Here is a 25,750-nt window from a genome sequence, read left to right on the forward strand (position 1 = left end):
CTTGTGCGGAAGAGAAAACATGAAAATTCGCGCCTTATTGGTAGCAATGAGCGTGGCTACGGTGCTGACCGGTTGCCAGAATATGGACTCCAGTGGACTGCTCTCATCAGGAGCGGAAGCTTTTCAGGCTTACAGTTTGAGTGATGCGCAGGTGAAAAAACTGAGCGATCAGGCATGCCAGGAGATGGACAGCAAAGCGACGATTGCGCCAGCCAATAGCGAATACGCTAAACGTCTGACGACAATTTCTCGCGCGTTAGGCGATAACATCAACGGTCAGCCGGTGAATTACAAAGTGTATATGGCGAAGGATGTGAACGCCTTTGCAATGGCTAACGGCTGTATCCGCGTCTATAGCGGGCTGATGGATATGATGACGGATAACGAAGTCGAAGCGGTGCTCGGTCACGAAATGGGGCACGTGGCATTAGGCCATGTAAAGAAAGGAATGCAGGTAGCACTTGGTACAAACGCAATTCGCGTTGCGGCGGCCTCTGCAGGCGGAATTGTCGGCAGTTTGTCACAATCACAACTGGGAGACCTGGGCGAAAAGCTAGTCAATTCGCAATTTACCCAACGTCAGGAATCAGAGGCCGATGATTACTCCTACGATTTGCTGCGCCAACGCGGTATCAGCCCGGCAGGTCTTGCCACCAGCTTTGAAAAACTGGCGAAACTGGAAGAAGGCCGCCAAAGCTCAATGTTTGACGACCATCCTGCATCCGCCGAACGCGCCCAGCATATTCGCGATCGTATGAGCGCGGATGGAGTTAAGTAAAGCCAGGTAGTGCCGAACGTAGGTCGGATAAGACGTTCACGCCGCATCCGACATTAATGACACATCACTCGTGCGCCTCTTATCTGGCGCTTACTCGCCCTTTTTCGCCGCCTGGATATACAGCATCTCCAGCGCCAGCGTCGCCGCAGCCAGAGCGGTGATTTCCGACTGATCGTATGCCGGAGCCACCTCCACTACGTCCATCCCAACGATGTTGAGATCTTTCAGGCCGCGTACTAGTTTAATGGCGCGATCGGAGGTCAGGCCGCCAATTACCGGCGTACCGGTGCCTGGTGCAAAAGCAGGATCCAGGCAGTCGATATCAAAGGTCAGGTAAACCGGCATATCACCCACAATCTGTTTCACCTGGGCGATAATGTCATCCACGCTGCGATCGTTCACCTGGCAGGCGTCCAGCACGGTAAAGCCGTTGTCTTTATCAAACTCGGTACGAATACCAATCTGCACAGAATGATTCGGGTCGATCAGACCTTCTTTCGGCGCGGTATAGAACATGGTGCCGTGGTCAAATTCACAACCGTTAGCGTAGGTATCGGTGTGGGCATCAAAGTGTACCAACGCCATTTTGCCGAAATGCTTCGCATGAGCGCGCAGCAGCGGCAGCGTAACAAAGTGGTCACCACCGAAGGAGAGCATACGCTTACCGGCAGCCAGCAGCTTCTCGGCATGCGCCTGCAGCTTCTCGCTCATCTCACGGGCATCTCCGAAGGCATATACCAGATCGCCGCAGTCCACGACGTTCAGGCGCTCACGCATGTCGAAATTCCACGGGAAGCGATTGTGTTCCCAGGCCAGATTCGTCGAAACCTGACGGATCGCTGCCGGACCGTGGCGACCACCCGCACGACCAGAAGTGGCCATATCGAACGGCACGCCAGTAATCACCCAGTCAGCATCGCTGTCATATGGCTGGAAGTTCATCGGCAGGCGTAAAAAACCAAAGGCGTTGGAAACCAGTGAGTTATCGTATTGATGACCTAAGGTGCTCATGGATGGACTCCTATTACAAAGTCGATATAAAAAAACCCTTCCGCGTCGTTAGGCCCGACGAGGAAGGGTTGGATTTGTGAAACACAAGTTTGTGCTAATTATCGCCTTAAATGGGCGAGGCATCAAGCGAGGTTGCTATTTCCGACACGGTGGCGGCGCATAGCCATTGTTATCTGCCGGAAAGGCTTGTCCAGAGCACGGCGGCAGCGCGTTTTTCGCCGGGCCTTGTAATTCAAAGGCGGCAAAGCCGATTACACCGGTATTACGCACATCGCCTTGCGCCGAATTGGCTGCGTAGGAATCAGCAACGTTGGCGAACTGAAAAGCCGCTTCGGTATGTTTATCTTTGCGGAATCCTTTAATCGCTAACGAATCTCCGGCATTCACAATATAACCGTTGTTATTCAGCGAACCTTGCTTGCCGTTCAGCACATCCAGGCCATCAACCGTAGCAACGATCTCGTAGTTGGTGTTACGACTGTAATTACGGACATATAATTGATAATTCATTCCGACTCTGGCATGGACAATATAGCGTGGTTCATTATTGGATGAATCATAAACCCGCGTAATAGGTAGAGAATTAAAATTACCATCGCGAATAGCATATTCCAGTTCGTTAATACGAATGCTATAAACGCGGTCGTAGCCGGAAGGAACATTAGTCGAATAACTAATAACGATCATCTCTGCCGGATCGCGCCAGGCTCGTTCAGCAGATACGCCATGAACCGTTGAGTGCACATCCCCACCCCAGGCGGTGCCGACATTACCCGATGCACTGCTATTATACTGCGCATTACTGGAACAACCAGCCAGCAGCACGATTAATGCCACCAACGCGCTACGTACTTTCCATTTTTTCATAACCGTTCCCTCTGCATTTAATTAATGCAGCGATTGTAGGGAGATTATTTAATAAGAAAAGCAGCTAAATTATTTTTAAGAATATATAAAAAGAAAGCGGGCCGATTTACGTAAATAAATCGCCCCGCCAGCAGAATAATCTTAATTATTCATCTTCAAGATAGGTATAACCGTACAAACCTGCCTCGAACTCTTCCAGGAACTGTTGTTGCAGTTCAGCATCAAGATCGGTTTTCTTCACCTGATCGCGGAACTGAGTTAACAGCGTTTTCGGATCGAGCTGCACATATTGCAGCATGTCCGCCACGGTATCGCCTTCGTCAGACAGTTCTACCTCTACGCTACCATCAGGGAAGACGAACACGTCAACCGCTTCGGTATCACCGAACAGGTTGTGCATGTTGCCGAGGATCTCCTGATATGCGCCGACCATAAAGAAACCGAGCATCGGCGGATTCTCCGGATCGTACTCCGGCATAGGCATTGTCGTGGCAATACCGTCACCATCAATATAGTGGTCGATAGCACCGTCTGAGTCACAGGTAATATCCAGCAGCACAGCGCGGCGTTCCGGCACTTGATCCAGCCCTTCCAGCGGCAGAACCGGGAACAACTGGTCGATCCCCCACGCATCCGGCATCGACTGGAACAGCGAGAAGTTGACGTACATTTTGTCCGCCATACGTTCCTGCAGCTCGTCGATAATCGGACGATGAGCACGGTTTTGCGGATCCAGCTGCTTTTGCACTTCATGGCACATGCTCAAATAAAGCTGCTCAGCCCATGCGCGTTCTTGCAGGCTAAAGGTGCCGGAAGAGTAGCCGATATGAATGTCGTGCAGATCCATCTGGCTGTCGTGTAACCATTCACGCAGAGAACGGCGAGTTCCCGGTTCGTGCATTTCCTGCCAGGTTTCCCACATGCTTTGCAGGGCGCGCGGTGCGTCTTCTGCAGGCGCGGTCGGCACCGTGTATTCGTTACGTTCCACGCCGATGATATTCGACACCAGCACGGTGTGATGCGCAGTCACCGCACGACCCGATTCGGTGATTACCGTCGGATGTGGCAGACCATTTTCTTCACACGCATCACCAATCGCCCAGATGATGTTGTTGGCGTATTCATTGAGGCCGTAGTTTACGGAGCAGTCAGACTGAGAACGGGTGCCTTCATAGTCCACGCCCAGACCGCCGCCGACGTCGAAGCACTGAATATTGACGCCCAGCTTGTGCAGTTCCACATAGAAACGCGCGGATTCACGAACGCCTGTCGCGATATCGCGAATATTCGCCATCTGCGAACCGAGGTGGAAGTGCAGCAGTTGCAGGCTGTCGAGACGCCCGGCTTCACGCAGCGTTTCAACCAGTTGCAGTACTTGAGTCGCCGCCAGGCCAAACTTCGATTTTTCCCCGCCGGAGGACTGCCATTTACCCGAGCCCTGCGAAGCCAGACGTGCACGCACGCCCAGACGAGGAACGACATTCAGACGTTCTGCTTCATCCAGCACAATGGCAATTTCTGACATCTTCTCAATGACCAGATAGACCTTGTGGCCCATCTTCTCGCCAATTAATGCCAGGCGGATATATTCGCGGTCCTTATAACCGTTGCAGACGATGACGCTACGGGTCATGCCAGCATGTGCCAGCACCGCCATCAACTCAGCTTTGGAACCGGCTTCCAGGCCCAGCGGTTCGCCCGAATGAATCAGGGACTCAATCACGCGGCGGTGCTGGTTAACTTTGATCGGATAAACGAGGAAGTAATCGCCGTTATAGCCGTAGGATTCCCGCGCTCGTTTGAACGCGGCGTTAATGGAACGCAAACGGTGCTGCAGGATCTGTGGGAAACAGAACAGTGCAGGCAGACGCTGACCCTGTGCTTCGCGAGTTTTCACTAACTGCGCGAGATCGACGCGAGCTTCCGGGACGTCCGGGTCCGGGCACACGCTGATGTGGCCCAGCTCGTTAACGTCATAGTAGTTATTGCCCCACCAGGCAATATTGTAAGTACGCAGCATCTTGCTGGCTTCCTGGGAGCTCATTGCAACCTCCTGCATGGAGCGTAGTACACCGTGTTCGCCCGCTGACGAAGGCAAACCCATAGACATGTCGTCAGACATAGCGAACCTCAAATTATTTTATTAAGTGTAAAACAGTTAACGACTATCGCAGCCTGGAACTGCGATAACAACCCATAAGCACATGGATTTTCCAGCAGTGAATGCTGACGCTCCAACTGCGCAACCGGTTTCTTTTTCATAACATTATTAAGCACATAACCGAACGTAAGTGTGACAGTTCGGCGAAACCACGAGAAAACTCTTGTTTTTACAAGAGCGCCCTTGTTCAGTCCTCAGTAGCTGTAACCAGCTCTTGAATCCTGAGAAGCGCCGAGATGGGTATAACATCGGCAGGTATGCAAAGCAGAGATGCAGAGTGCGGGGAACGAATCTTCACCAGAACGGTGAGACAGGTTAAGCAGCAGACAACGGTTCATTATTTCGTATCACCTCCACGGCCGCCTGTTAAGACGAACCCACAAGCCAAAACTCTGTTTTCAACCCGGCTGGAAGTGGCAACACGAAAGAAACGTCGTGTGCTTTTTATTTAAGCCGCGCGCCGCGTTTTATACCCCACAATGGCAGAAAATTGCAAAAGATAAATACGCAGAATGCCAGCATTGTCAGGAAAAATTTCCAGCCACGTTTTTAACAGAATGAGACACGATTCAAAAAAAAGTGGAAATTGGGTGAAGAACTGACCTAAAATAGCCATCCAGATGTTAATCCATCCATACCGATTAACACTCAGACTGCCAGTGTTTTTAACCTGCAGAGTCGTGGTAGGATCCGCTACCACAGAAAATCCACACAACAGTTTGAGCTAACCAAATTCTCTTTAGGTGATATTAAATATGGCAAAACACCTTTTTACGTCCGAGTCCGTCTCTGAAGGGCATCCTGACAAAATTGCTGACCAAATCTCTGATGCCGTTTTAGACGCGATCCTCGAACAGGATCCGAAAGCACGCGTTGCTTGCGAAACCTACGTAAAAACCGGCATGGTTTTAGTTGGCGGCGAAATCACCACCAGCGCCTGGGTAGACATCGAAGAGATCACCCGTAATACCGTTCGCGAAATTGGCTATGTGCATTCCGACATGGGCTTTGACGCTAACTCCTGTGCGGTTCTGAGCGCCATCGGTAAACAGTCTCCTGACATCAACCAGGGCGTTGACCGTGCCGATCCGCTGGAACAGGGCGCGGGCGACCAGGGGCTGATGTTTGGCTACGCAACTAATGAAACCGACGTGCTGATGCCAGCACCTATCACTTATGCACACCGTCTGGTACAGCGTCAGGCTGAAGTGCGTAAAAACGGCACTCTGCCGTGGCTGCGCCCGGACGCGAAAAGCCAGGTGACTTTCCAGTATGACGACGGCAAAATCGTTGGCATTGATGCTGTCGTGCTTTCCACTCAGCACTCTGAAGAGATCGACCAGAAATCGCTGCAAGAAGCGGTAATGGAAGAGATCATCAAGCCGATTCTGCCCGCTGAATGGCTGACTTCTGCCACCAAATTCTTCATCAACCCGACCGGTCGTTTCGTTATCGGTGGCCCGATGGGTGACTGCGGTCTGACTGGTCGTAAAATCATCGTTGATACCTACGGCGGCATGGCGCGTCATGGTGGCGGTGCGTTCTCCGGTAAAGATCCATCAAAAGTGGACCGTTCCGCAGCCTACGCAGCACGTTATGTCGCGAAAAACATTGTTGCTGCTGGCCTGGCCGATCGTTGTGAAATTCAGGTTTCCTACGCAATCGGCGTGGCTGAACCGACTTCCATCATGGTAGAAACTTTCGGTACTGAGAAAGTGCCTTCTGAACAACTGACTCTGCTGGTACGTGAATTCTTCGACCTGCGCCCATACGGTCTGATTCAGATGCTGGATCTGCTGCACCCGATCTACAAAGAAACCGCAGCATACGGTCACTTTGGTCGTGAACATTTCCCGTGGGAAAAAACCGACAAAGCGCAGCTGCTGCGTGATGCTGCCGGTCTGAAGTAATCTTTCTTCACCTGCTTTCAAAGGCCAGCCTCGCGCTGGCCTTTTTCTTTTACCTCACCGCAGTGGACAGGCGTTCACGCCGCATCCGGCAAAAAACCGCCCGCACAATAACATCATTCTTCCTCAACACGTTTTACCGCAAATTATCATCACTACTGAAATCGATTACACCAACCACACCAGCCAAATATTTGTAATATTTTCATATTATTATTCAGCTTTCACAGTTGTTACATTTCTTTTCAGTAAAGTCTTAATTGCAGATAACAACCTTTAATCTATGATGATATAACTCAATTATTTTCATGCACTTAAATCATAACTAAGATAAATGTTAGTGTAAGCGATTACACTGATGTGATTTGCTTCACATCTTTTTACGTCGTACTCACCTATCTTAATTCACAATAAAAAATAACCATATTGGAGGGCATCATGCCTGACGCTAAAAAACAGGGGCGGTCAAACAAGGCAATGACGTTTTTCGTCTGCTTCCTTGCCGCTCTGGCGGGATTACTCTTTGGCCTGGATATCGGTGTAATTGCTGGCGCACTGCCGTTTATTGCAGATGAATTCCAGATTACTTCGCACACGCAAGAATGGGTCGTAAGCTCCATGATGTTCGGTGCGGCAGTCGGTGCGGTGGGCAGCGGCTGGCTCTCCTTTAAACTCGGGCGCAAAAAGAGCCTGATGATCGGCGCAATCCTGTTTGTTGCCGGTTCACTGTTCTCTGCGGCTGCGCCAAACGTTGAAGTACTGATTCTTTCCCGCGTTCTGCTGGGGCTGGCGGTGGGTGTGGCCTCTTATACCGCACCACTGTACCTGTCAGAAATTGCGCCGGAAAAAATTCGCGGCAGTATGATCTCGATGTATCAGTTGATGATCACTATCGGGATCCTCGGCGCTTATCTTTCTGATACCGCCTTCAGCTACACCGGTGCATGGCGCTGGATGCTGGGTGTGATTATCATCCCGGCAATTTTGCTGCTGATTGGTGTCTTCTTCCTGCCAGACAGCCCACGTTGGTTTGCCGCCAAACGCCGTTTTGTTGATGCCGAACGCGTGCTGCTACGCCTGCGTGACACCAGCGCGGAAGCGAAACGCGAACTGGATGAAATCCGTGAAAGTTTGCAGGTTAAACAGAGTGGCTGGGCGCTGTTTAAAGAGAATAGCAACTTCCGCCGCGCGGTGTTCCTTGGCGTACTATTGCAGGTAATGCAGCAATTCACCGGGATGAACGTCATCATGTATTACGCGCCGAAAATCTTCGAACTGGCGGGTTATACCAACACCACCGAGCAAATGTGGGGGACAGTGATTGTCGGCCTGACCAACGTACTTGCCACCTTTATCGCAATCGGCCTTGTTGACCGCTGGGGACGTAAACCAACGCTAACGCTGGGCTTCCTGGTGATGGCTGCTGGTATGGGCGTACTCGGTACAATGATGCATATCGGTATCCACTCTCCGTCGGCGCAGTATTTCGCCATCGCCATGCTGCTGATGTTTATTGTCGGTTTTGCCATGAGTGCCGGTCCGCTGATTTGGGTACTGTGCTCCGAAATTCAGCCGCTGAAAGGCCGCGATTTTGGCATCACCTGCTCCACTGCCACCAACTGGATTGCCAACATGATCGTTGGCGCAACGTTCCTGACCATGCTCAACACGCTGGGTAACGCCAACACCTTCTGGGTGTATGCTGCTCTGAACGTACTGTTTATCCTGCTGACATTGTGGCTGGTACCGGAAACCAAACACGTTTCGCTGGAACATATTGAACGTAATCTGATGAAAGGTCGTAAACTGCGCGAAATCGGCGCTCACGATTAATCTCCTCAGGCTTCCTCCCATCATGGAGGAAGCCACCTCTTGCAGTCATCTTTTCTTCGCTCTATCCTCTGCCGCTATGAAAACATCCCGTCTCCCTATCGCCATCCAACAGGCCGTTATGCGTCGCCTGCGGGAAAAACTCGCCCAGGCCAACCTGAAGCTAGGGCGTAACTACCCGGAGCCAAAACTCTCTTACACCCAGCGCGGAACCTCTGCCGGAACAGCCTGGCTGGAAAGCTATGAAATTCGCCTCAATCCCGTTTTGCTGTTGGAAAACAGTGAAGCCTTTATTGAAGAGGTAGTGCCACACGAACTGGCACATTTGCTGGTATGGAAACATTTCGGGCGCGTAGCGCCACATGGCAAAGAGTGGAAGTGGATGATGGAAAGCGTGCTGGGCGTTCCCGCCCGTCGTACGCATCAGTTCGAACTGCAATCCGTGCGCCGCAACACCTTCCCCTACCGCTGCAAGTGCCAGGAGCATCAGCTTACCGTACGCCGTCATAATCGCGTAGTTCGTGGCGAAGCCGTCTATCGCTGTGTTCACTGCGGCGAACAGCTGGTTGCGAAATAACCACCTGAACTATCAGGAACTTTCCTGATCTGGCTGATTGCATACCAAAACAACTTTCGCTACGTTGCTGGCTCGTTTTAACACGGAGTAAGTGATGTACCGTTATTTGTCTATTGCTGCGGTGGTACTGAGCACAGCATTTTCCGGCCCGGCATTGGCCGAAGGTATCAATAGTTTTTCTCAAGCGAAAGCCGCGGCGGTAAAAGTCCACGCTGACGCGCCCGGTACGTTTTATTGCGGATGTAAAATTAACTGGCAGGGCAAAAAAGGCGTTGTTGATCTGCAATCGTGCGGCTATCAGGTGCGAAAAAATGAAAACCGTGCCAGCCGCGTAGAGTGGGAACACGTCGTTCCTGCCTGGCAATTCGGTCACCAGCGCCAGTGCTGGCAGGACGGTGGACGTAAAAATTGCGCCAAAGATCCGGTCTATCGCAAGATGGAAAGCGATATGCATAACCTGCAGCCGTCAGTCGGTGAGGTGAATGGCGATCGCGGCAACTTTATGTACAGCCAGTGGAATGGCGGTGAAGGCCAGTACGGTCAATGCGCCATGAAGGTCGATTTCAAAGAAAAAGTTGCCGAACCACCAGCGCGTGCACGCGGTGCCATTGCGCGCACCTACTTCTATATGCGTGACCAATACAACCTGACACTCTCTCGTCAGCAAACGCAGCTGTTCAACGCATGGGACAAGATGTATCCAGTTACCGACTGGGAGTGCGAGCGTGATGAACGCATCGCGAAGGTGCAGGGCAATCATAACCCGTATGTGCAACGCGCTTGCCAGGCGCGAAAGAGCTAACCTACACTAGCGGGATTCTTTTTGTTAACCCCTACCCCACGCGAACAACCGCGTGGGGAGACGACGCGGATTTTTAACTATGCGTATCCCCCGCATTTATCATCCTGAACCACTGACCAGCCATTCTCACATCGCGCTTTGCGAAGATGCCGCCAACCATATCGGGCGCGTACTGCGTATGGGGCCGGGACAGGCGCTGCAATTGTTTGACGGCAGCAACCAGGTCTTTGACGCCGAAATTACCAGCGCCAGCAAAAAAAGCGTGGAAGTGAAGGTGCTGGAAGGCCAGATCGACGATCGCGAATCTCCGCTGCATATTCACCTCGGTCAGGTGATGTCGCGTGGTGAAAAAATGGAATTTACTATCCAGAAATCGATCGAACTCGGTGTAAGCCTCATTACGCCACTTTTTTCTGAGCGCTGCGGCGTTAAACTGGATAGTGAACGTCTGAACAAGAAGCTCCAGCAGTGGCAGAAGATTGCAATTGCTGCCTGTGAGCAGTGTGGCCGTAACCGGGTGCCGGAAATCCGTCCAGCGATGGATCTGGAAGCCTGGTGTGCAGAGCAGGATGAAGGACTGAAACTGAATCTTCACCCGCGCGCCAGTAACAGCATCAATACGTTGCCGTTACCGGTCGAACGCGTCCGCCTGCTGATTGGCCCGGAAGGCGGTTTATCGGCAGATGAAATTGCCATGACTGCCCGCTATCAATTTACTGATATCCTGTTGGGACCTCGCGTTTTGCGTACTGAGACAACTGCGCTCACCGCCATTACCGCGCTACAAGTGCGTTTTGGCGATTTGGGCTAACGGAGAAGAATAATGATCAAGCTCGGCATCGTGATGGACCCCATCGCAAACATCAACATCAAGAAAGATTCCAGTTTCGCTATGTTACTGGAAGCACAGCGTCGTGGTTACGAACTTCACTATATGGAGATGGCCGATCTCTATTTGATCAATGGTGAGGCTCGCGCTCGTACCCGTACTTTGAGCGTCGAACAGAACTACGATAAATGGTACGAGTTCACGGGTGAGCAGGATCTGCCGCTGGCCGATCTCGATGTGATCCTGATGCGTAAAGACCCGCCGTTTGATACCGAGTTTATCTACGCGACCTATATTCTGGAACGTGCCGAAGATAAAGGGACGCTGATCGTTAACAAGCCGCAGAGCCTGCGCGATTGTAACGAAAAACTGTTCACAGCCTGGTTCTCTGACTTAACACCAGAAACGCTGGTCACACGCAATAAAGCGCAGCTAAAAGCGTTCTGGGAGAAACACAGCGACATCATTCTTAAGCCACTGGACGGTATGGGCGGCGCGTCGATTTTCCGCGTGAAAGAAGGCGATCCAAACCTCGGCGTGATTGCCGAAACCCTGACTGAGCATGGCACTCGCTACTGCATGGCGCAAAATTACCTGCCAGCCATTAAAGATGGCGACAAACGCGTGCTGGTGGTAGATGGCGAGCCGGTACCGTACTGCCTGGCGCGTATTCCGCAGGGGGGCGAAACCCGTGGCAATCTGGCTGCCGGTGGTCGCGGTGAACCTCGTCCGCTGACGGAAAGTGACTGGAAAATCGCCCGTCAGATTGGGCCGACGCTGAAAGAAAAAGGGCTGATTTTTGTTGGTCTGGATATCATCGGCGACCGTCTGACTGAAATTAACGTCACCAGCCCAACCTGTATTCGTGAGATTGAAGCAGAGTTTCCGGTGTCGATCACCGGAATGTTAATGGATGCCATCGAAGCACGTTTACAGCAGCAGTAACCCTGTTTAGCGAGAGGGATCTCGTTGAGACTCTGAGTGACAGCGCCCTTCTTTCCACGCATACTGGGCGCTGTTGCTTTTTTGAACCAGGAAACAGAACCTCTGACAATGAATTTACAGCATCACTTTCTTATTGCCATGCCTGCTCTCCAGGATCCGATTTTCCGTCGTTCCGTGGTCTACATTTGCGAACATAATACCAATGGTGCAATGGGGATCATCGTCAACAAGCCGCTGGAAAATCTCAAAATTGAAGGGATTCTGGAAAAGCTGAAGATCACGCCGGAGCCGCGTGATGAATCAATCCGTCTGGATAAACCGGTTATGCTCGGCGGTCCGCTGGCTGAAGATCGCGGGTTTATTTTGCATACTCCGCCCTCTAATTTTGCTTCCAGCATTCGCATTTCAGACAACACGGTGATGACCACTTCCCGCGATGTGCTGGAAACGCTCGGCACCGATAAACAACCGTCTGACGTATTGGTGGCTCTGGGCTATGCCTCCTGGGAGAAAGGTCAACTGGAACAAGAAATTCTCGATAACGCGTGGCTAACGGCCCCGGCAGATCTGAATATTCTGTTCAAAACGCCGATTGCCGACCGCTGGCGCGAGGCGGCAAAACTGATTGGTGTGGATATTCTCACCATGCCTGGTGTGGCAGGACACGCCTGATGAGTGGAACCTTACTCGCCTTCGACTTCGGTACCAAAAGCATTGGTGTAGCGGTCGGCCAACGCATTACCGGCACCGCTCGCCCATTGCCTGCAATTAAAGCACAGGACGGTACGCCGGACTGGAATCTCATCGAACGTTTACTGAAAGAGTGGCAGCCGGACGAAATCATCGTTGGTTTGCCGCTGAATATGGATGGCACCGAGCAACCATTGACTGCCAGAGCCCGTAAATTTGCCAACCGTATTCATGGCCGTTTCGGTGTTGAAGTAAAGCTCCATGACGAGCGTCTTAGCACCGTAGAGGCACGTTCCGGTCTGTTTGAACAGGGCGGCTATCGGGCGCTCAACAAAGGCAAAGTTGACTCTGCCTCTGCGGTTATTATTCTCGAAAGCTATTTCGAGCAGGGATATTAAGGCGATTTACTAGCGCACAGATTTCTGACAATGTGCTCGTTGTTTCATGTTGGATGCGGCGTAAACGCCTTATCCAACCTACAGTGAGTGCGAATTCAAAGTTACGCTTCCCTTGTAGGCCCGATAAGCTTGCGCATCGGGCATATTTACAATTCGTATCAGACACAGTAACGTCACAAGCGCCCTTCTTTCACCCGCTGCTGATAACTCTGCTGAAACGTTATCATCCCCACCTGCTGCCCGGTTTGAATAACATGCGGTAACTGGTGGGTTTTCCCTTCACGAATCAAATTCCCCACCGCGGGTGTGTTAATCAGCAATTCAAACAACGCCACGCGTCCTTCCTGTTTATCCACTTCCAGCTTTTGTGACAACACCGCCCGTAAACTACCTGCCAGTTGATTACGCACGGGATCTTTTTCCTGCGCCGGAAACGAATCCACCAGTCGCTCAACTGCCTGCGCCGCACCACGCGTATGTAAAGTTGCCAGCACCAGGTGTCCGGTTTCTGCTGCCGTCAGCGCCAGACGGATTGTCTCGCTGTCACGTAGCTCTCCGAGCAAAATCACATCGGGATCTTCCCGCAATGCGGCACGCAATCCCGATGCGAACGTCATACAGTGCAAACCAATCTCCCGCTGCTGGATCAAACATCGCTGGCTGGCATAGAGATATTCAACAGGATCTTCCAGCGTCAGAATATGCGCATCGGCATGTTGATTAAGATAGCCAACCATCGCCGCCAGCGTGGTAGATTTACCACTCCCCGTCGCCCCCGTCACCAGAATCAGGCCATTCTCGCTCTTGAGTAATTCCGGCAATATCAGTGGCGCACCAAGCTGTTCGAGCTGTGGACAGTGCGAAGGTAACAACCGTAATGCCAGAGAAATACCTTGCCGTTGCGCGAACGCACTGCCACGCAACCGCTGGTTTTCCGCCAGCGACACAGCAAAATCCAGCTGACCATTCTCCAGCAATATTGTCCGCTGATCGTCATCCAGCCACTCCCGCAGTAGCTCTTCGACGTCCGGCGCATCAAACGGCGCAGCTTCCATTCTCCCGCGAATACGCCATCGTGCGGGCCAGGCGCTGCACAGGTGTAGATCCGAGACGTTATGCTTTACACTAAGGGCCACAATTTCTTCCATATTCATACTAAGATCCTCGGAAAATGAACGATATTGCGCATAACCTGGCACAGGTCCGGGACAAAATCTCAGCGGCTGCAACGCGTTGCGGCCGTTCTCCAGAAGAAATTACGCTGCTTGCAGTCAGTAAAACAAAACCTGCGAGCGCCATCGTAGAAGCCATTGATGCCGGGCAGCGTCAATTTGGTGAAAACTACGTTCAGGAAGGGGTAGATAAAATTCGCCACTTTCAGGAACTGGGCGTAACAGGATTAGAATGGCATTTTATTGGCCCGTTGCAGTCTAATAAAAGCCGCCTGGTGGCAGAGCATTTCGACTGGTGTCATACCATCGACCGTTTGCGCATCGCTACCCGTCTGAACGACCAGCGCCCGGCAGAACTTCCCCCTCTTAACGTACTGATTCAAATTAACATTAGTGATGAAAACAGTAAGTCCGGGATTCAACTGGCTGAACTGGACGAGCTGGCAGCTGCGGTCGCTGAACTACCGCGTTTACGTCTGCGCGGGCTGATGGCAATCCCTGCGCCTGAGTCAGAATATGTAAGGCAGTTTGAAGTTGCACGCCAAATGGCTGTAGCATTTGCCGGACTGAAAACGCGCTACCCGCATATCGACACGCTCTCTCTGGGAATGTCGGACGATATGGAAGCCGCCATTGCGGCAGGTAGCACAATGGTTCGTATCGGCACTGCAATTTTTGGTGCGCGTGATTACTCTAAAAAATAAGGAATTAAAGGAACGCCATGAATACGTTGACTTTCCTGCTTTCAACGGTCATTGAGCTGTATACCATGGTGCTGTTATTACGCATCTGGATGCAGTGGGCTCATTGTGATTTTTACAACCCCTTCTCACAGTTTGTAGTGAAGGTAACGCAGCCGATTATCGGGCCACTGCGCCGCGTTATTCCGGCAATGGGACCCATTGATAGCGCCTCGCTGCTGGTTGCCTATATTCTCAGTTTCATTAAAGCCATCGTGCTGTTTAAAGTGGTGACCTTCCTGCCAATCATTTGGATTGCCGGTTTATTGATTCTGCTGAAAACCATCGGCCTGCTGATTTTCTGGGTCCTGCTGGTGATGGCGATTATGAGCTGGGTAAGCCAGGGTCGTAGCCCGATTGAATACGTGCTGATTCAGCTGGCCGATCCGCTGCTGCGCCCGATTCGCCGCTTGCTACCGGCAATGGGTGGGATTGATTTCTCGCCGATGATCCTCGTTCTGCTGCTGTATGTCATCAATATGGGTGTCGCAGAAGTCTTGCAGGCGACCGGAAATATGCTGCTGCCGGGGCTGTGGATGGCGTTATGAGTGCCGTAACAGTTAATGATGACGGTCTGGTTTTACGGCTCTATATTCAGCCAAAAGCCAGCCGTGATTCTATTGTCGGTTTACATGGCGACGAGGTAAAAGTCGCCATTACCGCGCCGCCGGTTGACGGCCAGGCCAACAGCCATCTGGTGAAGTTTCTCGGTAAGCAATTCCGGGTTGCCAAAAGCCAGGTGGTGATTGAAAAAGGCGAACTTGGCCGCCACAAACAAATTAAAATCATTAATCCGCAACAAATCCCGCCAGAAATCGCGGCGTTAATTAATTAGGTATCCTATGCAAAAAGTTGTCCTCGCAACCGGCAATGCCGGTAAAGTGCGTGAGCTGGCGTCGCTGCTTAGCGACTTCGGTCTTGATATCGTTGCCCAAACAGACCTCGGCGTAGATTCCGCTGAAGAAACCGGCCTGACCTTTATCGAAAACGCGATTCTGAAAGCGCGCCATGCGGCAAAAGTGACCGGTTTACCGGCAATTGCCGACGACTCCGGTCTGGCGGTAGATGCGCTGGGTGGCGCGCCGGGTATTTACTCCGCGCGTTATTCCGGTGAAGACGCGACCGATCAAAAGAATCTGCAAAAACTGCTGGAAACAATGAAAGACGTACCGGACGACCAACGTCAGGCGCGTTTCCACTGCGTGCTGGTATATCTGCGTCACGCGGAAGATCCCACTCCGCTGGTATGCCACGGTAGCTGGCCAGGCGTGATTACTCGTGAACCAGCGGGCACTGGTGGCTTTGGTTATGATCCAATCTTCTTCGTACCTTCCGAAGGGAAAACCGCTGCCGAACTGACCCGCGAAGAAAAGAGCGCCATTTCCCACCGTGGTCAGGCGTTGAAACTGCTGCTGGACGCTTTACGTAATGGTTAAATTACCGCCGCTGAGTCTCTACATTCACATCCCGTGGTGCGTGCAGAAATGCCCGTACTGCGATTTCAACTCTCACGCGTTGAAAGGAGAAGTGCCGCACGACGATTATGTTCAGCATCTGCTTAACGATCTGGACAACGATGTGGCTTACGCTCAGGGCCGTGAAGTAAAGACAATCTTTATTGGCGGTGGTACGCCGAGCCTGCTTTCCGGCCCGGCGATGCAAACGCTGCTGAACGGCGTACGTGCGCGTTTGCCGCTGGCAGCGGATGCAGAAATTACGATGGAAGCGAACCCTGGTACGGTTGAAGCCGATCGCTTTGTTGATTATCAGCGTGCTGGTGTGAACCGCATCTCCATTGGCGTACAGAGTTTTAGCGAAGAAAAGCTGAAACGACTTGGGCGCATTCATGGCCCGCAAGAAGCGAAACGAGCGGCAAATCTGGCGAGCGGTTTAGGGTTACGTAGCTTTAACCTCGATTTGATGCATGGGCTACCGGATCAATCACTGGAAGAGGCGCTAGGCGATCTGCGCCAGGCTATTGAACTGAATCCGCCGCATCTTTCCTGGTATCAACTGACCATCGAACCCAATACGCTGTTTGGCTCGCGCCCTCCTGTACTGCCGGACGATGACGCGCTGTGGGACATTTTCGAACAGGGGCATCAGTTATTAACCGCAGCGGGCTATCTGCAGTATGAAACATCCGCTTACGCCAAACCCGGTTATCAGTGCCAGCACAATCTCAACTACTGGCGCTTTGGTGACTACATCGGTATTGGCTGCGGCGCGCATGGCAAAGTGACCTTCCCGGATGGGCGCATTCTGCGTACCACCAAAACGCGTCATCCACGTGGTTTTATGCAGGGGCGGTATCTGGAAAGCCAGCGTGATGTCGAAGCCGCAGATAAACCATTTGAGTTCTTTATGAATCGCTTCCGTTTGCTGGAACCTGCGCCGCGCGTGGAGTTTAGCCAGTATACTGGCCTTTCAGAAGAGGTTATTCGCCCTCAGTTAGACGAGGCTATCGCTCAGGGTTATCTCACAGAATGTGCGGATTACTGGCAGATAACGGAACATGGGAAGTTGTTTTTAAATTCGCTGCTGGAGCTTTTTCTGGCTGAGTAAATTTGTATTGCCGGATGCGGCGTGTACGCAACATCCGGCTACAACTCTTGCGTCATCGCAAAAATTACTTAATCACCCCATTGCGCCGCAATTGTTCGGTATCTTTTTTCCAGCGTTCATTAGCCTGGTTGATATCGTCAATTTTCATCAAAATCGTGACTTTTTTACTGTTTATTTCTGAAACTTTCATCGTTAACGGATATTGCCCTTTTTCGAGCGTTATCCAGTCATCCTGCAATTTACGGCTAAGTTTTTGTGATTGCAGAAAAGTCTGTCGCCGTTGTTCGTTGATATCAAAATCTCGTTTCTGCTGAATTGGCACTTCATAACACTCTTCACTCTGTTTATGACATGCCGCAATCGCCGGTTGATAAACCTCTTTGTCATATTTAACCGCGAACGCCTCGCTATCGTTCTGTTTATTAAAATCATCACGCTGTTGGTGAATTTTTTTAAAGGCGTCTTCGCGGGTCATTTGCTTACCGTTTGCATCTTTTCCCCAATATGCATCCGCTGCTTTCTGCGCCGCCACCATTTGCTTATCAAGCGCTTTTACATCCTTTTTCAGTGCAGGAATCGAGTTATTCTGGTTATTCAATGCAGACTCAAGCTGACTAAAGCGATAATTGAAATCTTCGCTATTCACGATCAGATATTTATTATTGGTTTTGATATCGTCAACCACCCGCCCACGATCGCTGGCTGCCGCCTGAAAAGAGTAAAAGTTCACCGACCAGCCAGACGCGGGCGTTCCTTTACTGGTTAACATCGCCGAGAATTTCACCGGTTTATCTTTCGTCCAGGTCTGTTCGAGCAGCTCGTAATCTGCCAACTGACCGACCCAGGTATAGAGATCGTCACTGGAAGAGACATCGCCTTCCGCTGACCAGGTGGCCTGATTACCCTTAGCATCAAGATTTTTTAAGGTGATGACATCAAGCTTGAGAATGCCGTGATACTGCTTTTTGAATTGATCTTTTAAGATATTTTCAGTTGGCGGTTCACCATCTGCCCGGACATTACCAGTCATCAACATAAGCAGCGCCGTACCAACAATCCATTGCTTTTTCACCCGAAAACCCTCGCGCGGAATAATTTATTCTGGTGATTATCATTAGGGTAATAAAAATTGGCAATGGACGTGAGTCTGAAGTGAATAAGCCCCGGCACGATACCGGGGCGAAGTGATTAGTACTGATTGAAGATCTGCTGGATCTGCTGCGGATCTTTAGTTTGCGTCAGAGCCAGTTGCAGCAGAACGCGCGCTTTTTGCGGGTTCAACGTGCCAGAGGCGACGAAGCCGTATTTCGCATCATCCACTTCGGCATCCTGAGTGGTAGCGCCCGTCGGTACGCGGGAAGAACGCACTACTGCAGTGCCGTTTTTCGCAGCGGTTGCAAGGGTGTCAAATACGGTTTTATACAGGTTGCCGTTACCCACGCCAGCGCTGACGATGCCATCATAGCCCGCATCTACCAGTGCTTTAGCCGGAAGATCGGATGCGTTAGCGTAGTTATAAACAATGCCGACTTTCGGCAGTTCATTCAGCTTAGAGACATCGAACGGCGTGTCGCTGGTGTGCTTACGTGCCGGGGGACGTTGGTAGTCAATCTTACCGTTGTGAATGTAACCCAGAGGACCGTAGTTAACAGACTTGAAGGTCGCTACGTCGGTGGTGTTGGTTTTGGTGACATCACGGCCATCAAGCACGGTGTCGTTCATCACTACCAGTACGCCACGATTAGCGGAGGCTTTATCAGCTGCGGTCACTACCGCGTTATACAGGTTGAATGGACCGTCTGCGCTCATAGACGTGGACGGGCGCATTGCACCGACCATCACCACCGGTTTGTCGCATTTCACCGTCAGGTCGAGGAAGTAAGCGGTTTCTTCCATCGTGTCGGTACCGTGGGTAATGACGAAGCCGTCAGTTTTATCGCAGTCGGTGTTAATTTTTTTCGCCAGTGTCAGCCAGACATCATCGTTCATGTCCTGGGAGCCAATATTCACTACCTGCTCGCCTTTAACGTTCGCAATGTCCTTCAGTTGCGGCACCGCATTAACCAGATTTTCTACGCCAACTTTACCCGCTGTGTAGTTAGATTTGGTTGCGGAGTCACCACCACCGGCAATGGTCCCGCCGGTTGCTAAAATGGTGATATTGGGTAATGCCAATGCTGCACCACTAAACCCCATAACCAGTGCGGCAAGTGCCGTCTTTTTGAAAAACTCCATTTCATTCCTCCAGTTACGTGAACGCTACGCATTATCCCTTAGCTTTGTATGGGAAACTTGACGTTAAACAATTTACAACATGAATATATTTTGGAGATCTACAAAGTTAGAGGCAGGTAACAAAACGAAGAATTAAACGGCATAAAAAAGTATTATGCCGTCTTAAAATAGAGGATTATTTTAAATTCCCGACCAGGGCTTTGCGGCTATCTTCCAGAGTCACAACGCGGCTACAAACATCTTTGCCAAACTGCTGGAAATCTTTTTCCTGCTTTTTCCACTCGGTTTGGATTGAGGATTGCAGACCGCCCAGGCTTCCCAGCACGTTCTGTAATGGGTTACCGCCGCTTTTCAGCACCGCTTTCGCGCCCATTTCATTAATGCTGTCCTGTAAAATTCCGCCCATTGCCTGATTCACTAATTGCTGGCCTTCGGCACGAACCTGATCAATGGCTTTATAGTGAAACGTCAGGCCATCGCTGCGCGTTTCGATAATGCGGTTCATCTGCTCTTTCAGCTGCGCATCAAGTTTGGTCAGACGGCTGCGCATTTTGCTGCTTTCGCCCATCTCCTGAACGATAATTTTATCCAGCGCAATACGGGCTTTCTCGACGCGGCTTTTCGCGCCTTCATCAATCCACGGCAGGGTGCTACGTAGTTCAGCCTGATAATCCTTCGCCTGCTCGCGCTGGGCGGCATTCAGGGAATATTGCTTACCGTTATACATCACGTTGCCGTCTGGCGTGATCACCAGATTGCCGTTTTCGCCCTTCACCTGCACGGTTTGCGGGCTGACAATCACATCGTCACGCGGCGTGACGCTGCACTGGTAGTCGGCGTGAGCGGTCATTGCCGTCACTGAAAGTGCTGCCGCCAGCAGCATTTTGCGCATCATAGTCTTCTCTCAAGAACAAATCAGGCCAGCATTTGCTGGCCCCAGATTGATAACAAAGTGCGCGTTTTCCATGCCGGATGCGGCGTAAACGCCTTATCCAGCCTACTCGATCGTGCATCTTTATAGGCCTGATAAGCGTAGCACATCAGGCAGTTTTGCATTTGTCATCGCCCGTATGCTTTCTTAGTCCCACCAAACGTCGAAAAGTTCGCTGGTGCGTACCTCTTCCAGTTTGCGTTCTTCCAGCCACTTACGCACAATCGCCTGATGTTCTTCGGTGCATTTGCCGATTTCCTGCATGCAGATCAGACCTTCCCAGGCCAGATAACCACTGCCGTCAAAGGCCAGTTTGTTCGGTTCGATAACCTCGTTAATAAAGTCATCAACGGTTTTATCAATCTGTTCTTCCGATGTACCTTCCGGGAATCGCCATGCCACCGAAAATCCTAATTCCTGGAATTCGTCGATGTGCATTTTTTTACGCAGACGACGGCTACGGTTCTTTGCCATTATTTCACCCTCTCGAACATTAAGTCCCATACTCCGTGACCAAGACGATGACCACGTTGTTCAAATTTCGTCACCGGACGTGATGCCGGACGCGGTACGTAATCATTGCTCTCTGACAGGTTTTTATAACCGTCAATAGAAGACATCACTTCAAGCATATGTTCCGCATAAGGTTCCCAGTCGGTCGCCATATGGAATATGCCCCCCAGCTGCAGTTTGCTTTTTACCAGCTCGACAAACGGCACCTGAACGATACGGCGTTTATTATGGCGCGCTTTGTGCCACGGGTCAGGGAAAAAGAGCTGCACCATGCGCAATGAATTGTCAGGAATCATTTTATGCAGCACTTCAACCGCATCGTGACACATCACGCGCAGGTTGCTTAAGCCCTCTTCATGCGCAGAAGACAGGCACGCACCAACACCCGGTGAATGCACTTCAATGCCGAGGAAGTCCTGCTCGGGGCGATCTTTAGCCATTGCCACCAGCGACGCGCCCATGCCAAAACCAATCTCAAGCGTCACCGGCGCTTCACGACCAAAAAGCGCAGGGAAATCCAGCATATCTTCGCTGAACTCAACGCCCATCACCGGCCAGTAGTTTTCCAGCGCATGTTCCTGGCCTTTGGTCAGTCGCCCCTGGCGGCGCACAAAACTACGGATACGGCGCAGCGGGCGGCCGTTTTCATCAAATTCCGGTGAGATGACGTCGTTTTTCATAAAGATTTAGTCGCTTGTGAAAGTGTTCTGAAAACGGGCATTATCCAAAGTTAGTTGCCGGATGCAAGCATGATAAGGCCGTGGCTGCGGAAAGTTCCGGTTTACACCCTGCCGTCGCTGTGCTGCAATCTTGCCCCCAACAACAGTGAATTCGGTGACCATGCAAGCGTCGCAATTTTCAGCCCAGGTTCTGGACTGGTACGATAAATACGGGCGGAAAACGCTGCCCTGGCAAATTGACAAGACGCCCTACAAAGTATGGCTCTCAGAAGTGATGTTGCAACAAACTCAGGTTGCGACCGTTATCCCCTATTTTGAACGCTTTATGGCACGCTTCCCAACGGTGACCGATCTCGCCAATGCGCCGCTCGACGAAGTTCTCCATTTGTGGACCGGGCTTGGCTATTACGCCCGCGCGCGCAACCTACATAAAGCTGCACAACAAGTGGCGGCCTTACACGGCGGTAAATTCCCGGAAACCTTTGAGGAAGTTGCAGCACTGCCGGGCGTCGGGCGTTCCACCGCAGGCGCGATTCTCTCGCTTTCTCTGGGCAAGCACTTTCCGATTCTCGACGGTAACGTCAAACGCGTGCTGGCGCGCTGCTATGCTGTAAGCGGCTGGCCCGGGAAAAAAGAGGTCGAGAATAAACTGTGGAGTTTAGGCGAGCAGGTGACGCCCGCGGTTGGCGTGGAACGGTTTAACCAAGCGATGATGGATTTGGGCGCGATGATTTGTACGCGCTCTAAGCCAAAATGCTCGCTCTGTCCGCTACAAAACGGATGTATTGCCGCCGCCAACAATAGCTGGTCGCTTTATCCGGGCAAAAAACCGAAACAGACGCTGCCAGAGCGCACCGGCTACTTTTTGCTGTTACAGCACGAAGATGAAGTATTGCTGGCGCAGCGTCCGCCGAGCGGATTGTGGGGCGGTTTATACTGCTTCCCGCAGTTTGCCGATGAAGAAAGTTTGCGGCAGTGGCTGGCGCAACGGCAGATTGCTGCCGATAACCTGACGCAGCTGACCGCGTTTCGGCATACCTTCAGCCATTTCCACTTAGATATTGTGCCTATGTGGCTTCCCGTGTCGTCATTCACCGGCTGCATGGATGAAGACAATGCGCTCTGGTATAACTTAGCGCAACCGCCGTCAGTTGGCCTGGCGGCTCCCGTGGAGCATTTGTTACAGCAGTTACGCACTGGCGCGCCGGTTTAGCGCGTGAGTCGATAAAGAGGATGATTTATGAGCAGAACGATTTTTTGTACTTTCCTGCAACGTGAAGCAGAAGGTCAGGATTTTCAGCTGTACCCCGGCGAACTGGGAAAACGCATCTATAACGAGATCTCCAAAGAAGCCTGGGCGCAGTGGCAGCACAAACAAACCATGCTGATTAATGAAAAGAAACTCAACATGATGAATGCCGAGCACCGCAAGCTGCTGGAGCAGGAGATGGTCAACTTCCTGTTCGAGGGTAAAGAGGTGCATATCGAGGGCTATACGCCGGAAGATAAAAAATAAAAACAGTGCCGGAGCACGCCTCCGGCAACTTGCATAAAAACAAACACAACACGCACCCGGAATGATGAAAAAATATCTCGCGCTGGCTTTGATTGCGCCGTTGCTCATCTCCTGTTCGACGACCAAAAAAGGCGATACCTATAACGAAGCCTGGGTCAAAGATACCAACGGTTTTGATATTCTGATGGGGCAATTTGCCCACAATATTGAGAACATCTGGGGCTTCAAAGAGGTGGTGATCGCCGGTCCTAAGGACTACGTGAAATACACCGATCAATATCAGACCCGCAGCCACATCAACTTCGATGACGGTACGATTACTATCGAAACCATCGCCGGGACAGAACCTGCCGCGCATTTGCGCCGGGCAATAATCAAAACGTTGCTGATGGGGGACGATCCGAGTTCGGTCGATCTCTATTCCGACGTTGATGATATTACGATTTCGAAAGAACCTTTCCTTTACGGTCAGGTGGTGGACAACACCGGGCAGCCGATTCGCTGGGAAGGTCGCGCGAGCAACTTCGCGGATTATCTGCTGAAAAACCGCCTGAAGAGCCGCAGCAACGGGCTGCGTATCATCTACAGCGTCACCATTAACATGGTGCCGAACCACCTTGATAAACGTGCGCACAAATATCTCGGTATGGTCCGCCAGGCATCACGGAAATATGGCGTTGATGAGTCGCTGATTCTGGCAATTATGCAGACTGAATCTTCCTTTAACCCGTATGCGGTCAGCCGTTCCGATGCGCTGGGATTAATGCAGGTGGTACAACATACTGCCGGGAAAGATGTGTTCCGCTCGCAGGGGAAATCCGGCACGCCGAGCCGCAGTTTCTTGTTTGATCCTGCCAGCAATATTGATACCGGCACCGCATATCTGGCGATGCTGAACAACGTTTATCTCGGCGGAATTGATAACCCAACATCGCGGCGTTATGCCGTCATCACCGCCTATAACGGCGGCGCAGGCAGCGTGCTGCGAGTCTTTTCGAATGATAAGATTCAGGCTGCCAATATTATTAACACCATGACGCCGGGCGATGTTTATCAGACGCTGACGACCCGCCATCCCTCTGCGGAATCTCGCCGTTATCTTTATAAAGTGAATACCGCGCAAAAATCTTACCGCCGCCGATAATTCCACTAACCGCCCCTGACGATGCTCAGGGGTAAAAATGTTATCTACATCACAATTTCGTTTTGCAAATTGGGAATGTTTGCAATTATTTGCCACAGGTAACAAAAAACCAGTCCGCGAAGTTGATAGAATCGCATCATCTCGCACGGTCAAATGTGCTTTTTCAAACACTCATCCGCATCACGATGTGAGGAAATTAACATGAATCTTAAGCTGCAGCTGAAAATCCTCTCTTTTCTGCAGTTCTGTCTGTGGGGAAGTTGGCTGACGACCCTCGGCTCCTATATGTTTGTTACCCTGAAGTTTGACGGTGCTTCTATCGGCGCAGTTTATAGCTCACTGGGTATCGCCGCGGTCTTTATGCCTGCGCTGCTGGGGATTGTGGCCGACAAATGGTTAAGTGCGAAATGGGTCTATGCCATTTGCCACACCATTGGCGCTATCACGCTGTTCATGGCGGCAGAGGTCACTACGCCGGAGGCGATGTTCCTTGTGATATTGATTAACTCGTTTGCTTATATGCCAACGCTTGGGTTAATCAACACCATCTCTTACTATCGCCTGCAAAATGCCGGGATGGATATCGTTACTGACTTCCCGCCAATCCGTATCTGGGGCACCATCGGCTTTATCATGGCAATGTGGGTGGTGAGCCTGTCCGGCTTCGAATTAAGCCACATGCAGCTGTATATTGGCGCAGCGCTTTCCGCCATTCTGGTTCTGTTTACCCTGACTCTGCCGCATATTCCGGTTGCTAAACAGCAAGCGAATCAGAGCTGGACAACCCTGCTGGGCCTCGATGCATTCGCGCTGTTTAAAAACAAGCGTATGGCAATCTTCTTCATCTTCTCAATGCTGCTGGGCGCGGAACTGCAGATTACCAACATGTTCGGTAATACCTTCCTGCACAGCTTCGACAAAGATCCGATGTTTGCCAGCAGCTTCATCGTGCAGCATGCGTCAATCATCATGTCGATTTCGCAGATCTCTGAAACCCTGTTCATTCTGACCATCCCGTTCTTCTTAAGCCGCTACGGTATTAAGAACGTAATGATGATCAGTATTGTGGCGTGGATCCTGCGTTTTGCTCTGTTTGCTTACGGCGACCCGACTCCGTTCGGTACTGTACTGCTGGTACTGTCGATGATCGTTTACGGTTGCGCATTCGACTTCTTCAACATCTCTGGTTCGGTGTTTGTCGAAAAAGAAGTTAGCCCGGCAATTCGCGCCAGCGCGCAGGGGATGTTCCTGATGATGACCAACGGCTTCGGCTGTATCCTCGGCGGCATCGTGAGCGGTAAAGTGGTTGAGATGTACACCCAAAACGGCATTACCGACTGGCAGACCGTATGGCTGATTTTCGCAGGTTACTCCGTGGTTCTGGCCTTCGCGTTCATGGCGATGTTCAAATATAAACACGTTCGTGTCCCGACAGGTACACAGACGGTTAGCCACTAAT

At 51.4% G+C, this 25,750-nt stretch carries 30 protein-coding genes; 18 read left to right on the top strand and 12 right to left on the bottom strand.

What is annotated here, in order from left to right:
- Window positions 1-19 precede the first annotated feature (19 nt).
- Entirely contained in the window at window positions 20-778 is a 759-nt protein-coding gene (gene loiP, locus ACJHYO_RS01615; protein ID WP_001334643.1) for a metalloprotease LoiP, read from the top strand.
- A 90-nt stretch (window positions 779-868) separates the two neighbouring features.
- On the opposite strand, the gene speB is transcribed toward loiP, so the two are convergent.
- The 6 genes from speB to yqgD form a co-directional block, all read right to left on the bottom strand.
- Window positions 869-1,789 (bottom strand): agmatinase, encoded by a 921-nt coding sequence (gene speB / locus ACJHYO_RS01620; RefSeq protein ID WP_000105562.1) that lies wholly within the window; start codon window positions 1,787-1,789, stop codon window positions 869-871.
- A 135-nt stretch (window positions 1,790-1,924) separates the two neighbouring features.
- Entirely contained in the window at window positions 1,925-2,656 is a 732-nt protein-coding gene (locus tag ACJHYO_RS01625; protein WP_000758907.1) for a hypothetical protein, read from the bottom strand.
- A gap of 145 nt (window positions 2,657-2,801) precedes the next feature.
- Window positions 2,802-4,778 carry a biosynthetic arginine decarboxylase gene (speA, locus tag ACJHYO_RS01630; RefSeq protein ID WP_001295380.1) on the bottom strand — a complete coding sequence of 659 codons (1,977 nt, stop codon included), beginning with the start codon at window positions 4,776-4,778 and terminating at the stop codon, window positions 2,802-2,804.
- 8 nt (window positions 4,779-4,786) lie between these two features.
- Window positions 4,787-4,918, bottom strand: a complete 132-nt coding sequence (yqgB, locus tag ACJHYO_RS01635) for an acid stress response protein YqgB (protein WP_001297406.1) — start codon at window positions 4,916-4,918, stop codon at window positions 4,787-4,789.
- 93 nt (window positions 4,919-5,011) lie between these two features.
- On the bottom strand, window positions 5,012-5,155 hold the full coding sequence (gene yqgG, locus ACJHYO_RS01640; RefSeq protein ID WP_001297404.1) for a protein YqgG: 144 nt from the start codon (window positions 5,153-5,155) through the stop codon (window positions 5,012-5,014).
- A 110-nt stretch (window positions 5,156-5,265) separates the two neighbouring features.
- On the bottom strand, window positions 5,266-5,517 hold the full coding sequence (gene yqgD / locus ACJHYO_RS01645; protein WP_001305310.1) for a protein YqgD: 252 nt from the start codon (window positions 5,515-5,517) through the stop codon (window positions 5,266-5,268).
- 55 nt (window positions 5,518-5,572) lie between these two features.
- Between yqgD and metK the strand changes: the two genes are divergently transcribed.
- From metK to ruvX, 8 genes are all read left to right on the top strand, one after another.
- Window positions 5,573-6,727, top strand: coding sequence for a methionine adenosyltransferase (gene metK / locus ACJHYO_RS01650; protein WP_001062128.1), 1,155 nt, complete (start codon window positions 5,573-5,575; stop codon window positions 6,725-6,727).
- A gap of 435 nt (window positions 6,728-7,162) precedes the next feature.
- Window positions 7,163-8,557, top strand: coding sequence for a galactose/proton symporter (gene galP, locus ACJHYO_RS01655; protein WP_001112301.1), 1,395 nt, complete (start codon window positions 7,163-7,165; stop codon window positions 8,555-8,557).
- Between the two features lie 76 nt (window positions 8,558-8,633).
- A complete protein-coding gene (locus tag ACJHYO_RS01660; RefSeq protein WP_000858396.1) occupies window positions 8,634-9,131 on the top strand; it encodes a SprT family zinc-dependent metalloprotease in 498 nt (165 codons plus the stop codon).
- 94 nt (window positions 9,132-9,225) lie between these two features.
- Complete coding sequence (endA, locus tag ACJHYO_RS01665; RefSeq protein WP_001327408.1) at window positions 9,226-9,933, top strand: deoxyribonuclease I; 708 nt, start codon at window positions 9,226-9,228, stop codon at window positions 9,931-9,933.
- Between the two features lie 79 nt (window positions 9,934-10,012).
- On the top strand, window positions 10,013-10,744 hold the full coding sequence (rsmE, locus tag ACJHYO_RS01670; RefSeq protein ID WP_001222509.1) for a 16S rRNA (uracil(1498)-N(3))-methyltransferase: 732 nt from the start codon (window positions 10,013-10,015) through the stop codon (window positions 10,742-10,744).
- Between the two features lie 12 nt (window positions 10,745-10,756).
- On the top strand, window positions 10,757-11,707 hold the full coding sequence (gene gshB, locus ACJHYO_RS01675) for a glutathione synthase (protein ID WP_000593259.1): 951 nt from the start codon (window positions 10,757-10,759) through the stop codon (window positions 11,705-11,707).
- 108 nt (window positions 11,708-11,815) lie between these two features.
- A complete protein-coding gene (locus tag ACJHYO_RS01680) occupies window positions 11,816-12,379 on the top strand; it encodes a YqgE/AlgH family protein (protein WP_001053178.1) in 564 nt (187 codons plus the stop codon).
- Window positions 12,379-12,795, top strand: a complete 417-nt coding sequence (gene ruvX, locus ACJHYO_RS01685) for a Holliday junction resolvase RuvX (protein ID WP_000017111.1) — start codon at window positions 12,379-12,381, stop codon at window positions 12,793-12,795. The genes ACJHYO_RS01680 and ruvX overlap by 1 nt, the downstream gene beginning before the upstream one ends.
- A gap of 173 nt (window positions 12,796-12,968) precedes the next feature.
- On the opposite strand, the gene ACJHYO_RS01690 is transcribed toward ruvX, so the two are convergent.
- Window positions 12,969-13,949 (bottom strand): PilT/PilU family type 4a pilus ATPase, encoded by a 981-nt coding sequence (locus tag ACJHYO_RS01690; protein WP_085455522.1) that lies wholly within the window; start codon window positions 13,947-13,949, stop codon window positions 12,969-12,971.
- A 17-nt stretch (window positions 13,950-13,966) separates the two neighbouring features.
- On the opposite strand from ACJHYO_RS01690, the gene yggS reads away from it, so the two are divergent.
- The 5 genes from yggS to hemW are packed head-to-tail and all read left to right on the top strand — an operon-like array spanning window position 13,967 to window position 17,272.
- Window positions 13,967-14,671, top strand: coding sequence for a pyridoxal phosphate homeostasis protein (gene yggS, locus ACJHYO_RS01695; protein WP_000997807.1), 705 nt, complete (start codon window positions 13,967-13,969; stop codon window positions 14,669-14,671).
- Between the two features lie 17 nt (window positions 14,672-14,688).
- Window positions 14,689-15,255, top strand: coding sequence for an osmotic shock tolerance protein YggT (yggT, locus tag ACJHYO_RS01700; protein WP_001094831.1), 567 nt, complete (start codon window positions 14,689-14,691; stop codon window positions 15,253-15,255).
- Window positions 15,252-15,542: a DUF167 family protein YggU gene (yggU, locus tag ACJHYO_RS01705; protein ID WP_001277222.1), complete on the top strand. Its 291-nt coding sequence runs from the start codon at window positions 15,252-15,254 to the stop codon at window positions 15,540-15,542. Before yggT ends, yggU begins: the two co-directional genes overlap by 4 nt.
- 7 nt (window positions 15,543-15,549) lie before the next feature.
- The gene (locus ACJHYO_RS01710) at window positions 15,550-16,143 is read left to right on the top strand and encodes an XTP/dITP diphosphatase (RefSeq protein ID WP_001174738.1); all 594 of its coding nucleotides are present in this window, start codon (window positions 15,550-15,552) and stop codon (window positions 16,141-16,143) included.
- Window positions 16,136-17,272, top strand: a complete 1,137-nt coding sequence (hemW, locus tag ACJHYO_RS01715) for a radical SAM family heme chaperone HemW (protein WP_044706006.1) — start codon at window positions 16,136-16,138, stop codon at window positions 17,270-17,272. The genes ACJHYO_RS01710 and hemW overlap by 8 nt, the downstream gene beginning before the upstream one ends.
- Window positions 17,273-17,336: 64 nt before the next feature.
- Here hemW and ACJHYO_RS01720 read toward each other — a convergent pair whose 3' ends face one another.
- The 5 genes from ACJHYO_RS01720 to trmB all read right to left on the bottom strand — a co-directional run bounded on the left by ACJHYO_RS01720 (window position 17,337) and on the right by trmB (window position 21,631).
- A complete protein-coding gene (locus ACJHYO_RS01720; protein WP_000745232.1) occupies window positions 17,337-18,344 on the bottom strand; it encodes a DUF1202 family protein in 1,008 nt (335 codons plus the stop codon).
- A gap of 116 nt (window positions 18,345-18,460) precedes the next feature.
- On the bottom strand, window positions 18,461-19,507 hold the full coding sequence (gene ansB / locus ACJHYO_RS01725; protein WP_085455523.1) for an L-asparaginase 2: 1,047 nt from the start codon (window positions 19,505-19,507) through the stop codon (window positions 18,461-18,463).
- Window positions 19,508-19,682: 175 nt separating this feature from the next.
- Entirely contained in the window at window positions 19,683-20,402 is a 720-nt protein-coding gene (locus ACJHYO_RS01730; protein WP_000984796.1) for a DUF2884 domain-containing protein, read from the bottom strand.
- A gap of 183 nt (window positions 20,403-20,585) precedes the next feature.
- Window positions 20,586-20,912, bottom strand: coding sequence for a YggL family protein (locus ACJHYO_RS01735; protein WP_001107565.1), 327 nt, complete (start codon window positions 20,910-20,912; stop codon window positions 20,586-20,588).
- On the bottom strand, window positions 20,912-21,631 hold the full coding sequence (trmB, locus tag ACJHYO_RS01740) for a tRNA (guanosine(46)-N7)-methyltransferase TrmB (RefSeq protein WP_085455524.1): 720 nt from the start codon (window positions 21,629-21,631) through the stop codon (window positions 20,912-20,914). Before trmB ends, ACJHYO_RS01735 begins: the two co-directional genes overlap by 1 nt.
- Before the next feature lie 160 nt (window positions 21,632-21,791).
- Here trmB and mutY point away from each other — a divergent pair, with 160 nt between their 5' ends.
- The 4 genes from mutY (at window position 21,792) to nupG (ending at window position 25,749) form a co-directional block, all read left to right on the top strand.
- Entirely contained in the window at window positions 21,792-22,844 is a 1,053-nt protein-coding gene (mutY, locus tag ACJHYO_RS01745; protein ID WP_085455525.1) for an A/G-specific adenine glycosylase, read from the top strand.
- Window positions 22,845-22,871: 27 nt separating this feature from the next.
- Window positions 22,872-23,147, top strand: coding sequence for an oxidative damage protection protein (locus ACJHYO_RS01750; protein ID WP_000091700.1), 276 nt, complete (start codon window positions 22,872-22,874; stop codon window positions 23,145-23,147).
- A gap of 64 nt (window positions 23,148-23,211) precedes the next feature.
- On the top strand, window positions 23,212-24,291 hold the full coding sequence (gene mltC, locus ACJHYO_RS01755) for a membrane-bound lytic murein transglycosylase MltC (RefSeq protein WP_000760323.1): 1,080 nt from the start codon (window positions 23,212-23,214) through the stop codon (window positions 24,289-24,291).
- 201 nt (window positions 24,292-24,492) lie between these two features.
- A complete protein-coding gene (gene nupG / locus ACJHYO_RS01760; RefSeq protein WP_001298251.1) occupies window positions 24,493-25,749 on the top strand; it encodes a nucleoside permease NupG in 1,257 nt (418 codons plus the stop codon).
- Window position 25,750: the final 1 nt, after the last annotated feature.

It is taken from the genome of Escherichia sp. WS1118 (assembly GCF_046487695.1).
Taxonomy (GTDB): Bacteria; Pseudomonadota; Gammaproteobacteria; order Enterobacterales; family Enterobacteriaceae; genus Escherichia; species Escherichia coli.

Excerpts from the sequence above, each read along its gene's own strand:
- mltC (WP_000760323.1), top strand. The coding sequence starts at position 23,212 with ATGAAAAAATATCTCGCGCTGGCTTTGATTGCGCCGTTGCTCATCTCC.
- ACJHYO_RS01625 (WP_000758907.1), bottom strand. The coding sequence starts at position 2,656 with ATGAAAAAATGGAAAGTACGTAGCGCGTTGGTGGCATTAATCGTGCTG.
- galP (WP_001112301.1), top strand. The coding sequence starts at position 7,163 with ATGCCTGACGCTAAAAAACAGGGGCGGTCAAACAAGGCAATGACGTTT.
- rsmE (WP_001222509.1), top strand. The coding sequence starts at position 10,013 with ATGCGTATCCCCCGCATTTATCATCCTGAACCACTGACCAGCCATTCT.
- ACJHYO_RS01710 (WP_001174738.1), top strand. The coding sequence starts at position 15,550 with ATGCAAAAAGTTGTCCTCGCAACCGGCAATGCCGGTAAAGTGCGTGAG.
- ACJHYO_RS01735 (WP_001107565.1), bottom strand. The coding sequence starts at position 20,912 with ATGGCAAAGAACCGTAGCCGTCGTCTGCGTAAAAAAATGCACATCGAC.
- ACJHYO_RS01750 (WP_000091700.1), top strand. The coding sequence starts at position 22,872 with ATGAGCAGAACGATTTTTTGTACTTTCCTGCAACGTGAAGCAGAAGGT.
- mutY (WP_085455525.1), top strand. The coding sequence starts at position 21,792 with ATGCAAGCGTCGCAATTTTCAGCCCAGGTTCTGGACTGGTACGATAAA.
- yqgB (WP_001297406.1), bottom strand. The coding sequence starts at position 4,918 with ATGAAAAAGAAACCGGTTGCGCAGTTGGAGCGTCAGCATTCACTGCTG.
- yggU (WP_001277222.1), top strand. The coding sequence starts at position 15,252 with ATGAGTGCCGTAACAGTTAATGATGACGGTCTGGTTTTACGGCTCTAT.
- speB (WP_000105562.1), bottom strand. The coding sequence starts at position 1,789 with ATGAGCACCTTAGGTCATCAATACGATAACTCACTGGTTTCCAACGCC.
- speA (WP_001295380.1), bottom strand. The coding sequence starts at position 4,778 with ATGTCTGACGACATGTCTATGGGTTTGCCTTCGTCAGCGGGCGAACAC.
- yggT (WP_001094831.1), top strand. The coding sequence starts at position 14,689 with ATGAATACGTTGACTTTCCTGCTTTCAACGGTCATTGAGCTGTATACC.
- ACJHYO_RS01690 (WP_085455522.1), bottom strand. The coding sequence starts at position 13,949 with ATGAATATGGAAGAAATTGTGGCCCTTAGTGTAAAGCATAACGTCTCG.
- ansB (WP_085455523.1), bottom strand. The coding sequence starts at position 19,507 with ATGGAGTTTTTCAAAAAGACGGCACTTGCCGCACTGGTTATGGGGTTT.
- loiP (WP_001334643.1), top strand. The coding sequence starts at position 20 with ATGAAAATTCGCGCCTTATTGGTAGCAATGAGCGTGGCTACGGTGCTG.
- metK (WP_001062128.1), top strand. The coding sequence starts at position 5,573 with ATGGCAAAACACCTTTTTACGTCCGAGTCCGTCTCTGAAGGGCATCCT.
- trmB (WP_085455524.1), bottom strand. The coding sequence starts at position 21,631 with ATGAAAAACGACGTCATCTCACCGGAATTTGATGAAAACGGCCGCCCG.
- endA (WP_001327408.1), top strand. The coding sequence starts at position 9,226 with ATGTACCGTTATTTGTCTATTGCTGCGGTGGTACTGAGCACAGCATTT.
- gshB (WP_000593259.1), top strand. The coding sequence starts at position 10,757 with ATGATCAAGCTCGGCATCGTGATGGACCCCATCGCAAACATCAACATC.
- yqgG (WP_001297404.1), bottom strand. The coding sequence starts at position 5,155 with ATGAACCGTTGTCTGCTGCTTAACCTGTCTCACCGTTCTGGTGAAGAT.
- ruvX (WP_000017111.1), top strand. The coding sequence starts at position 12,379 with ATGAGTGGAACCTTACTCGCCTTCGACTTCGGTACCAAAAGCATTGGT.
- yggS (WP_000997807.1), top strand. The coding sequence starts at position 13,967 with ATGAACGATATTGCGCATAACCTGGCACAGGTCCGGGACAAAATCTCA.
- ACJHYO_RS01660 (WP_000858396.1), top strand. The coding sequence starts at position 8,634 with ATGAAAACATCCCGTCTCCCTATCGCCATCCAACAGGCCGTTATGCGT.
- hemW (WP_044706006.1), top strand. The coding sequence starts at position 16,136 with ATGGTTAAATTACCGCCGCTGAGTCTCTACATTCACATCCCGTGGTGC.
- ACJHYO_RS01730 (WP_000984796.1), bottom strand. The coding sequence starts at position 20,402 with ATGATGCGCAAAATGCTGCTGGCGGCAGCACTTTCAGTGACGGCAATG.
- nupG (WP_001298251.1), top strand. The coding sequence starts at position 24,493 with ATGAATCTTAAGCTGCAGCTGAAAATCCTCTCTTTTCTGCAGTTCTGT.
- ACJHYO_RS01680 (WP_001053178.1), top strand. The coding sequence starts at position 11,816 with ATGAATTTACAGCATCACTTTCTTATTGCCATGCCTGCTCTCCAGGAT.